Raw genomic sequence first — 9763 nt, forward strand, 5'->3', positions numbered from 1 at the left:
CCGGTGTCGGCGCCGAAGCACCCCAGGGGCAACGCGGCCGTCTCCGGCTGACCGCGCAGCCAGGCGACCGCCGCCAGCAGGCGCCCGACCACCAGCCCGGAGTCGAACGTGGCCTCGGCGTCCGTCTCCCGCGCCGGGCCGACGAGGTCCACCAGGAGCGTCGCGAAGCCGACCGAGAGGAGAACGTCGGCCACGAACCGGTCACGCGGACTGCGGCGACCGCTGCCGCTGCCCTGCACGAGGACCACGACCCCGCGCGGCCGGGCGGGCAGGCCAAGTAGTCCAGCCAGGCCAGGCGGCCCGGCCGGGCCAGGCAGTCCGGCCGGGCCAGGCCGGCCTGGCGGGTCGACCGCCGGAACAGGGATCACGACATCGGCGGATCGCCCCACGTTGCGGGCGGACCGCTCGAGCAGCTCGACGACCTCCTCATCCGAGGTCTGGGTGAAGTCGCCGTAGAACTCACCGACGCCGGCGAAGGCCAGCGGTGCCTCCACGCAGACCACCTCGTCGGCATCGTCCTGGAATCGGATCATCCGGTCCCGCGCGGCGATCGGGGCGGCCAGCACCAGCCGGGCCACGCCCTGCGCCCGCACGGCCCGGCACGCGGCCAGGGCCGTCGAGCCGGTGGCGATGCCGTCGTCGACGACGACGGCGGTGCGGCCGGACAGCGGGATCCGCGGCCGACCAGCACGGAAGCGGCGTGCACGCCGGTCGAGCTCGACGGCCTCCAGCGCCTCGACCCGGGAGAACTCCTCCTGGCCCACCTGGGCTAGGCGCATCGTCGCCTCGTCGACCACACGAATGCCGCCCTCGGCGATCGCTCCCATGGCCAGTTCGGGCTGGCGCGGGACGCCGATCTTGCGCACGGAGATCACATCCATGGGTGCTGCCAGCGCCCGGGCGATCTCGAACCCGACCGGCACCCCTCCCCGCGGCAGGGCCAGCACGACGACGTCCTCCCCGCGCAGGTGGGTGAGGTGGGCACTGAGCAGCCGACCGGCGTCGACCCGATCCGCGAAGACTGTCATGGCCGCACCGCCTCCCCGCCCCGCTGCCGGATCCGTCCACAGACTGGTTGCCCCGGGGCCGCCCACCCCATCCCCCGAACGGGCCGTGCACTGTGGCACGCCCCTCGGCTGAGGCAGCCCGGCCAACCGTTGTGCATAATTGGAGAGGTGACGCTCCGTCTGCAGCACGGCAACGCCCTTCGCTGGGCGGGGCAAGTGGTCTGTCGTCCCGGAGCCTGTCCGTGTTGTCCCAGCCCTCGCGCCCGCTGAGGCTTCTCGCCCCGAGGAGCCGCGCGGCCCGCTGACAGCGGAGCCGCCCTGGCGCGAGGGTCCCCCGCGCAAGCCGAAGTCCCGAGCGCCGCGCGCGACCGTCTCCGCGACCTGAGCAGGACGCGGTCTTCCGCGGGCACCAGCCGGTAAGTCGGCGCATACCGCCCCTACGTCACGGTGGCCGCGTCCCCTCGCCTGCCGGGTGGATGACAGCGCCGCCAGCCAGTCGCAGCAGCCGTGCCCCTCCCTGCCAGCGCCGTGTCTCGCGCTCCGTGCCGTCCCGAGTCCGCCGTGGGCCAGGGGGCTGCCCGGTGCCGCAGGCGGCTCCGGCACTCGCCCGCCTCACCGAACCCGGCCCAGCACGACTCGATCGACAAGGAAGGAAGGCAACGACGCCGTGTCCTTCAAGGCGTGGATGAACAGGTTGCGGGCGGAGGGCCACCTCGTGTGCCCGACCAGCTCCGCGGTTCCCGTCGACGTCCGCAGCGTCCGCCAGGACGGGGTCGGCCTGCACTTCCGCTGCCGCGGAACCGCCGTCCGCCTGGCCGCCTACCGCCCCGGCCGCACGGCCTGGCAGGTCAGCGTCCGCGACGAGGCATGGTGCCCCGAGGAGGCACTGCAACTGTGGGCGCACCGCCCGCTGGAATCGCCGCCCCCGCCGAGCGGCGCACGGCTGGCATTCCCCGGCACTCAACCCGACCAGGTGATCGTCCTCGACGGCGCGAGGACCTACGGCTGGACCAGCCACGAGGCCGGCCTCCTGCACCCCGCCGACGCGGCCCCCCTGTTCGACCGCCTGGCCGCGGACCTCGCTCTCGGCGCCACGACCCCACCCATCCGCTCCGACACCGCGGCGCAGACCGAGCACCGCACCCTCAGCCTGGGCGGATCCGCCGAGATCACCGTCCCTGCCGCCCGGTCGACGGAGCGCCAACGCCTGGTCGTCCCCACCTGATCGACCAGCCTCGACACAGCACCAGCCCACCAGCGGCACAGGACGACGAGGGCAGTCGCCACCTAGCCCCCGTCGTCCTGTAAGCTTCGGTTACTTCCAGGGGGTGTAGCTCAGCCTGGTAGAGCGCCTCCCTCGCACGGAGGAGGCCCGGGGTTCGAGTCCCCGCACCTCCACGAGCCGGCCCGCCGTGGTTGCTGGACGTTGTCCAGCTTCCCGGTGGGCCGCGGTGTTTTCCGGGGGGCGACCCCCCGGACCCCCACGGTCGCGGTGTGCCGGGGTCGGTAGCGGACCATGGTGTTCCTGGTTCCTCATCCGGCTAGGACACCGCCCCAACGGCCCGCTTGGCCATCTCCCCGGCGCGATCGACCAGGCCGTCGACAGCGTAGAAGTCCTCACACAGCCGAACCGCCGCCGGGACTACGCACCCGTCCTCGGGCTCCGGGCCTGAGCGTTGCGGTTAGTGGTTACGCGCGAACGCGCCCTCGGCCTCGCTCGTCGAGAACCTGGCAGTCCGGTGGGACTGCGAGGTTCACCGCGCCGCTGGACAGCGATCTTTCGACTGCTCGGGCCGCCTGGCGGCAGGGCTCATGCCGAGGTCACGCCGTATGGGCCGGCGAACGGACCGAAGACGAGTACCGTATCTCATCGGATACGTTTGTTGTCGTGATGGAGGGGGAGTGGTGGATTCGCTGGCAGGTCGGTTGATCGAATCGGCGCGGCTGGAGGCGGGCCTGTCCGGGGCCGAGCTCGCGCGGCGGGCGCACACGTCGCGGCCGACGTTGGCGGCCTATGAGCACGGGGTGAAGTCACCGACGTTGGAGACCGCGACGCGCCTGCTGGCGGCGGCGGGTTTCCGGCTCGACGCCGTGCCGGTGCCCTCGTTCGAGGTCGTGGTGGACGGGCGGGGGCGACCGTTCACCGTGCCGGATCGGCTGCCCCGGCTCCCGATCCGGCAGGCGTTGGCGCGGGTACGCCTGCCCGTCCATCTGAACTGGTCCGATGCCGATCGGACCTACGACCTTACGGACCGCCGACAGCGCCACCGGTTGTACGAGATCGTCCTGCGCGAGGGGACGGCGGAGGACATCCTCGCCTACGTCGACGGGGCACTGCTCGTCGACGCCTGGCCGGAGCTCGTCCTGCCCGCCCCGATTCGGCGCGCCTGGGAACGAATCGCCTTCAGGTGATCACATCGTTGCAGCGGGCGGTTGCGCGGATCTTCTTCGGGCTGCCCGAAAGTGTGGGCTTCGCGGTCGCGGGCGGCGCCGCGCTGGCGAGGCGCTGATCGTGGATCTCGGTGTCGACAGCCCGCCGGACGAACCACCCACCCTCACCGAACTCGGCCCGACACTCAGCGCCCATGACCTGGCGGCCCGCAAGACCCTCGCCCTGTTCGGCCGAGCCGAGGCACGCGATTTCACCGACGTACACGACCTGGCGAACGTCTTCACCAAGGCGGAACTCGTCCACCTCGCCCAAACCCAGGACGGCGGCTTCGACCTGCAGGTGTTCGCCGACATGATCGGAACCATCAGCCGGTTCACCGACGACGACCTGGGACTGCCCCACCCGGCCGCCGACCGGCTACGCCACTTCTTCCACAACTGGCGTCAGGAAATCACCGGCGGATGAGCGACGACCGGCCTGCCCCATCCGGATTGCTGCCATGAGCCCAGGCCGGACGAGAGCGTCGCCCACGATTCCCTCCCACCATAGGCGAGTGACTCCTTTGGGCGGCTTCCCGGCGGGCCGCAATGTTTTCCGGGGGGCGCCCCCGAACCTCCCGTCCGGCTGGCGTGGAGCCGGCCCGAGGTGGTCAGATCGTCGGTCGTCACGTCGACTTGGTGGCCAAGTCCCGGTTGAAGTGGGTCATCCGTGACCGGATGCTCACGGAGGCGGGGGTCCGCTATGCGGCGTGATGGGCTCTACCTCGTCGACATGATCGAAGCTGCGGTCGCCGCGGCGGCGTTCATCCAGGATGTCGCCGAGGCCGCCTTTCTGGAGAGCCCGAGCCGTTGGCGATGATCTCCACGTACCTCCGGGCGGACCGCAGCCTCAGTCCCGGGCAGCGGCCGCACTCGAGAAGGTCTTCCATGCCACCTACCTGGCGCTGAAGCAGGACTGAGCTCGTGCTCTCAGGACGCGGTCGCCGCCAGGGCGAGCAGCACCAGGGAGCTGACCGCGGCGGTCGTCCGGATGGCGTTGAAGAAATCCCAGCGGGCCCGCTGGGCCTGCCAGTCGCTCGGCGGCGCGTCCGGCGCCCAGGTGGCCATCGCGTTGTTGATCGGCAGATCGCCCCGCACGGTGACGATGATGTTGACGAAGATGGTCACCGCCGCGATCGCGGCCAGGATGGCGCAGGTCGCGGGGCCGGCCACGGCCACGACCACCGCCAGGGCCACCGTCGAGAGCAGGCTGGCGATCTGCACCGGCTTCATGAACTTCGGGTAACTGACGTCGAACGCCTGTTTGACGAGCACATAGCTGGTCGCGGGCAGGGAGTGCAGCGCGGGACGCACCGCCACCAGGCCGATGGTCATCGTCCCGGCGACGAGCCCGGTCAGAACGAGGGAGAGCACGACAAGGACCGAGACCATGATCTTCGAATCTCCAGTCAGCAGGCACAGTTGGGTGAACATAGATACCAAGTCGGGCAGATCGCCGCAGCCGGTTGTCCTCTTCCTGCCCGACCGGCCAGGCGGCACAGCGGAGCAGACCTGGCCCGAACGCCCCACCTCCCCCACTGCGGCCAGTTCGGACCGCGCCGCCGGTCGCGATGCACATATCTTTGGACAAAACGGGATGTATGGGTGTGACCTGTGTGGCGACGTCTCGCTGAATCCACGCGGGCACGATGGGTGGATGGACGCCGATCCCCTGCTGACCGTCACCGAGATAGCTGACCGTCTTCGTCTGACCGCGTCCTCCTGGCGGGCCAGCGTCGCCGACGGGTCCGCGCCGAAGCCCGACGACCCCGACGACGGCAAGGAACCCCACCGGCGGCGCCCACGCTGGCGCCGCTCGACGGTGGACGCCTGGAACGCCCAGCGCCGGCACCGCTTCCGACCCGCGGGTAGCGCCCCCGGGCCGGGGGCGACCGAGACCGGCTAGCCGGGCCGTAGTCCCGCGACACCTGCCGCGGGACTACGGCGCGCATAGTGCCTTAGCCGGTTTTGAGTACCTCTCTAACGCCGAACAGCAGCATTCGTCCCGAGTGCGGACCATCGCACCGGGCGGTGAGCCGCCACCCTGACCAGTCTCGACGCGTGCTCGCGCACGTCGAGGTCGGGATCCGCGGTGCGTCCGTCGGCCTAGAGAGGAAACCTGATGGCAATTGTCACTGGTACGCCCCCCACCGCGGGGGAAACGGACGGCAGCACGCCCATTTCGGCGCTGCGCGATCTCGCGCTCGCCTCCGCGGCTCCGGCCGCGCTGCGGGCGGCGATCCAGGTCGGGATCGCCGACGCGCTCGGCGACGCCCCGACGCCGGTGGGCGCGCTGGCGACCTCGCTCGGGGTCAACCCGGAGGTACTCGGCCGCCTGCTGCTGAACCTGCGCAGCTACGGCGTCTTCGCCGAGACCCCGGACGGCATCGTGCACACCCCGGTGTCCCGGCTGCTGCGGGAGGACAACCCGCAGAGCCTGCGGTACTGGGTTCTCTGGGTCACCGAGCAGTGGGTCTGGGAGTTGTGGCCGGACCTGGAGCAGGCGGTGCGGACCGGGCGCGGCCATTTCGAGGAGCGCTACGGTACGGGGTTCTTCGCGCACCTGCACAGCACCTCGCGCGAATCAACGGAGATCTTCAACCGGTCCCAGACCGAGCTGAGCCGGCTGACCTCGGCGGCGATCGCGCAGGCGCTGGACCTCTCGGACGTGAAGACGTTCGCCGACGTCGGCGGTGGCCGCGGGTACACCCTGGCCACCCTGCTGGACGCGAACCCGCACCTGCACGGGACCCTGGTGGACCTGCCGGCCGCGGTCGCCCAGCCGGACCCGCGGCTGCGCCCCGACGGATCGCTCGCGTCCCGCTCCAGCGTGATGGCCGGGAACTGCCTCGAGAAAATTCCCGTCGACGTGGACGTGTACCAGTTCAAAAGCATTCTCGAATGGGATGACGACCTCACCGTGACCGCGTTGAAGAACGCCGCGGCGGCGGGCCACCCGGGCAGCCGGATACTGATGATCACAAATCTGGTCGACGACAGCCCGGAAATCCGGTACGCGACCGGAATCGACCTTCTCTTCCTCCTCAACACCAACGGGCGTCGGCACACGAAGAAGGGTGTCACCGAACTCGTCCGGCGGGCGGGCCTCCAGCTCGACGGTGTGACGCCGGTCGGCTCGCTGCTGCACGTGGTCGAGACCACCGTCACGGGCTGAGCCGGCGATGACGACACAGAAGTTGACGACACAGAAGTTGACGACACAGAAGCTGACGACACAGAAGCTGACGACGCAGAACGCGACCGCGCCGCCGGGCCCGGCGGCGCCCACCGACCCGGTCACCACCCACGCCGCCAACGAGGCGCTCGCCGAACTCCTGTTCTCCCCGGAGGGCCGCGTCGACCCGTACGCCCGGTACCGGCGGCTGCGGGAGGCCGTCCCGGTGCACCACAGCACGATGGGCGTGTGGGTGCTGACCCGCTACGACGACGTGAACGACGCGCTGCGCTCCAGGCAGGTGGGCAAGGACGTCCGCACGTTCATGGCGGGCCGGTTCACCGGCACCTGGGAGCAGCACCCGGCCCTGGGGAAGCTGGGCAGCAGCATGCTGTGGACGAACCCGCCCGAGCACACGCGGCTGCGCCGGATCGTCAACCGCGTCTTCACCACGAACCGGATGGCGGCGCATCAGGAGTTCATCCGGCGCCGGGTCGACGAGCTGCTGGCGCCGCTGGCCGACGCCGGCGGCGGCGACATCTGCAACGACCTCTGCTTCCCGTTGCCGCTCAGCGTCGTCGCCCAGCTCGTGGGTGTTCCCCAGGAGGAGGCGCCACTGCTGCGGGAGCCCATCCGCGACTTCCAGCGGACGTTCGAGCTGGGCATGACCGCGGCCGACCTACGCCAGGCGGACGACGCGGCCGACTTCCTCGATGACTACTACGGCGACCTCGTCCGCCGCAAGCAGCAACACCGCGGCGACGACCTGCTCTCGGCGCTGATCGACACCGAGGACGAGGGTGAGCGGTTGAGCTTCGCCGAACTCGCGCAGATGTGCCACATGATCATTGCCGCGGGCAGCGAGACGACGACCTACTTCCTCACCAACGGGATCCGGCTGTTCTGCGAGCATCCGGACCAGGCGGATCTGGTCCGCGCCGACCCGGGCCTGCTCGGCCGGGCGATCGACGAGGTGCTGCGGTTCGATCCGCCGGCGCACATGGTCCCCCGGACGACGAACGAGACGGTCGAGATCGGCGGCGTCGCGGTGCCCGGCGGCGCCCGGCTGATGGCGATGATCGCCGCGGCCAACCGGGACCCGACGAGGTTCCGTGACCCGGACACGTTCGACGTCACCCGCGATGAGGGCCCGTCGATTTCCTTCGGCGCGGGTATCCACAGCTGCGCGGGCTGGCGGCTCGCGCGGATGCAGGCGGAGGCCGTGTTCCCCGCGGTGCTCGGCCGGTTCGCCGAGCTGACGGTCACCCGACCGCCACGGCCCCGGCCACGGGTCGCCTTCCCGCAGGTCGAGGCGCTGCACGTCGGGCTGCGCGGCGGATCGGGGACGGCTGCGTGAGCACGACCGCGACCGTCCGTTTCCTGTCCGAGGAGTACCTCGCGCGGCTCGCGCGGCTGCCCGCGGAGCACCAGCCGGGCATCGAGCACGTGAACGTGCGGCTGCAGTGGCGGGCCACGTCGACGCCGACCGGCGAGGTGCCCTACCACCTGGTGGTGGAGCGGGGCACCCTCGTGCGGGCCGGCGCCGGCGCACTGGCCGGCGCGGACCTCACCATCACCGCGACCTACCAGGACCTCGCCGACTTCGAGGCGGGCACCCTGCACGCCGCGACGGCGTTCGTCACCGGGCAGTTCGCGGTGACCGGGGACAAGGCGAAGCTGCTGGAGCTGATGGTCGTCCTACAGACCGGCTGCTACCACCGCTTCACCGCTGGCCTGTGGGCCAGCGCCACCCGCTGATATCCCGTCCGACACAGGTCACCCGTCCTCCGCAGGGAAGGCCTTCATGCCCGACGCTCTACCCGCCAGTGATCTCGACCTGTTCCAGCCCGAGGTTCTCGCCGACCCGTACCCCGCCTTCGAGCGGCTGCGGGAGGCCGGGCCCGCCGTCTGGCTCGACCGGTACCGGGTGTGGGCGTTCGCCCGCTACAGCGCCGTCCGGTCCGCTCTGCTCCAGCATGACGTGTTCTACTCCTCCGCCGGCACGGGGCTGACGGACCTGCGCACCGAGTCCTCGTGGCGCTCCCGCAGCCTGCTCCAGGAGGCCGACCCGCCCGAGCACACCCGGGCGCGCCAGGTCATCCACACTGTGTTCTCCTCGGCCACCGCGCGGGAGCTGCGCGAGAGGTTCTCGGCGGCGGCGATCGCGCTGGTCCGCGACGCGGTGGCCGCCGGCGAGGTCGACGGGATCAGCCAGCTCGCCGAGGCCCTGCCGCTGCGGGTCTTCGCCGACGGCCTCGGCCTGCCCCGCGAGGGTCGCGCCGAGCACCTGTCGGCGTTCGCCGAGACCGTCTTCAACCTCAACGGGCCGCCCAACGCACTGTTCGACGCCTCCGTCACGCGAAGCCGGGAGATGATGCCGTGGATCGTGGAGCACCTCTACCCGGAGAAGCTGCGCCCGGACGGCTGGGGTGCCCAGGTCCACCGCGTCGCTGCCGAGGCCGGGTTCGGCCGTGAGGAGGCAGCCGTCCTGGTCCGCGGGCTGCTCGTCGCCGGGATGGACACCACGGTCAAGGGCCTCGGCTCGCTGCTGTGGTGCCTGGCCACCCACCCGGAGCAGTACGCGGCGCTGCGGGCGGACTCGGGGCTGATCCGTTCGGCGCTCGACGAGGCGGTGCGGCTGGAGTCACCGATCCAGATGTTCTTCCGCACGGTCGCGCGTGATGTCGACGTGGACGGCCGCACGGTGCCGGCCGGCGACCGGGTCGTCCTGCTGTTCGGCGCCGCCAACCGGGACCCGCGGCGCTGGGAGGAGCCGGACCGCTTCGACCTGACCCGCCGCTCCGGCGCCCACGTTGGTTTCGGCATCGGCGTCCATGCCTGCCTCGGCCGGATGATCGCGAACGGTCAGGCCGAGGGACTGCTGACGGCGCTGGTCGACGCCGTCGAGACGATCGAGATGACCGGGCCGCCGCGGTGGCGTCCCAACAACACCCTGCGGGGCCTCGCCGAACTCCCGCTGCGGTTGACTCCCGCGCGCTGACCGCGCCCGTCCCTACACCACAACGCCCCCGGGGGCCGGTCGCACCGAAAGGTGGCGCCGGCCCCCGGGGGCGTCTGACGTGCTGTGCGGTCAGGAGTCGGCGGACGCCGCGGTGCCGGCCGCGGCGTGCCGGCCGGCGTGGTCGAGGGT

The 9763-nt window shown here is 71.4% G+C and carries 10 protein-coding genes and 1 tRNA gene; 9 read left to right on the top strand and 2 right to left on the bottom strand.

What is annotated here, in order from left to right; translation table 11 throughout:
- Nucleotides 1-1028, bottom strand: a 1028-nt coding sequence (locus MXD58_RS12345) for a phosphoribosyltransferase family protein (RefSeq protein WP_250609328.1), incomplete at its 3' end; no start/stop codon positions are given.
- Between the two features lie 646 nt (nucleotides 1029-1674).
- Here MXD58_RS12345 and MXD58_RS12350 point away from each other — a divergent pair.
- The 4 genes from MXD58_RS12350 to MXD58_RS12365 all read left to right on the top strand — a co-directional run bounded on the left by MXD58_RS12350 (nucleotide 1675) and on the right by MXD58_RS12365 (nucleotide 3864).
- Nucleotides 1675-2232: a hypothetical protein gene (locus MXD58_RS12350; RefSeq protein WP_248836473.1), complete on the top strand. Its 558-nt coding sequence runs from the start codon at nucleotides 1675-1677 to the stop codon at nucleotides 2230-2232.
- Nucleotides 2233-2331: 99 nt separating this feature from the next.
- Nucleotides 2332-2405, top strand: a tRNA-Ala gene (locus MXD58_RS12355).
- Between the two features lie 504 nt (nucleotides 2406-2909).
- Nucleotides 2910-3419: a helix-turn-helix transcriptional regulator gene (locus MXD58_RS12360; RefSeq protein WP_250609329.1), complete on the top strand. Its 510-nt coding sequence runs from the start codon at nucleotides 2910-2912 to the stop codon at nucleotides 3417-3419.
- 100 nt (nucleotides 3420-3519) lie between these two features.
- Nucleotides 3520-3864 carry a nucleotidyl transferase AbiEii/AbiGii toxin family protein gene (locus MXD58_RS12365; RefSeq protein WP_248836471.1) on the top strand — a complete coding sequence of 115 codons (345 nt, stop codon included), beginning with the start codon at nucleotides 3520-3522 and terminating at the stop codon, nucleotides 3862-3864.
- 503 nt (nucleotides 3865-4367) lie between these two features.
- Here the strand turns inward: MXD58_RS12365 and MXD58_RS12370 are convergent.
- Nucleotides 4368-4829, bottom strand: a complete 462-nt coding sequence (locus MXD58_RS12370) for an anthrone oxygenase family protein (RefSeq protein WP_248836655.1) — start codon at nucleotides 4827-4829, stop codon at nucleotides 4368-4370.
- A 265-nt stretch (nucleotides 4830-5094) separates the two neighbouring features.
- Here MXD58_RS12370 and MXD58_RS12375 point away from each other — a divergent pair, with 265 nt between their 5' ends.
- From MXD58_RS12375 to MXD58_RS12395, 5 genes are all read left to right on the top strand, one after another.
- The gene (locus tag MXD58_RS12375; RefSeq protein ID WP_248836470.1) at nucleotides 5095-5343 is read left to right on the top strand and encodes a hypothetical protein; all 249 of its coding nucleotides are present in this window, start codon (nucleotides 5095-5097) and stop codon (nucleotides 5341-5343) included.
- Between the two features lie 216 nt (nucleotides 5344-5559).
- The gene (locus MXD58_RS12380) at nucleotides 5560-6612 is read left to right on the top strand and encodes a methyltransferase (RefSeq protein WP_248836469.1); all 1053 of its coding nucleotides are present in this window, start codon (nucleotides 5560-5562) and stop codon (nucleotides 6610-6612) included.
- Nucleotides 6613-6619: 7 nt separating this feature from the next.
- Entirely contained in the window at nucleotides 6620-7969 is a 1350-nt protein-coding gene (locus tag MXD58_RS12385; protein ID WP_250609330.1) for a cytochrome P450, read from the top strand.
- Nucleotides 7966-8370 carry an SCP2 sterol-binding domain-containing protein gene (locus tag MXD58_RS12390; RefSeq protein WP_248836467.1) on the top strand — a complete coding sequence of 135 codons (405 nt, stop codon included), beginning with the start codon at nucleotides 7966-7968 and terminating at the stop codon, nucleotides 8368-8370. The genes MXD58_RS12385 and MXD58_RS12390 overlap by 4 nt, the downstream gene beginning before the upstream one ends.
- A 46-nt stretch (nucleotides 8371-8416) precedes the next feature.
- A complete protein-coding gene (locus MXD58_RS12395) occupies nucleotides 8417-9613 on the top strand; it encodes a cytochrome P450 (RefSeq protein WP_248836466.1) in 1197 nt (398 codons plus the stop codon).
- Nucleotides 9614-9763: the final 150 nt, after the last annotated feature.

The sequence above is a fragment of the Frankia sp. AgKG'84/4 genome (assembly GCF_023242965.2).
Taxonomy (GTDB): Bacteria; Actinomycetota; Actinomycetes; order Frankiales; family Frankiaceae; genus Frankia.

Coding starts and splice junctions, on each gene's coding strand:
- MXD58_RS12395 (WP_248836466.1), top strand. CDS start 8,417: ATGCCCGACGCTCTACCCGCCAGTGATCTCGACCTGTTCCAGCCCGAG.
- MXD58_RS12370 (WP_248836655.1), bottom strand. CDS start 4,829: ATGGTCTCGGTCCTTGTCGTGCTCTCCCTCGTTCTGACCGGGCTCGTC.
- MXD58_RS12385 (WP_250609330.1), top strand. CDS start 6,620: ATGACGACACAGAAGTTGACGACACAGAAGTTGACGACACAGAAGCTG.
- MXD58_RS12375 (WP_248836470.1), top strand. CDS start 5,095: ATGGACGCCGATCCCCTGCTGACCGTCACCGAGATAGCTGACCGTCTT.
- MXD58_RS12380 (WP_248836469.1), top strand. CDS start 5,560: ATGGCAATTGTCACTGGTACGCCCCCCACCGCGGGGGAAACGGACGGC.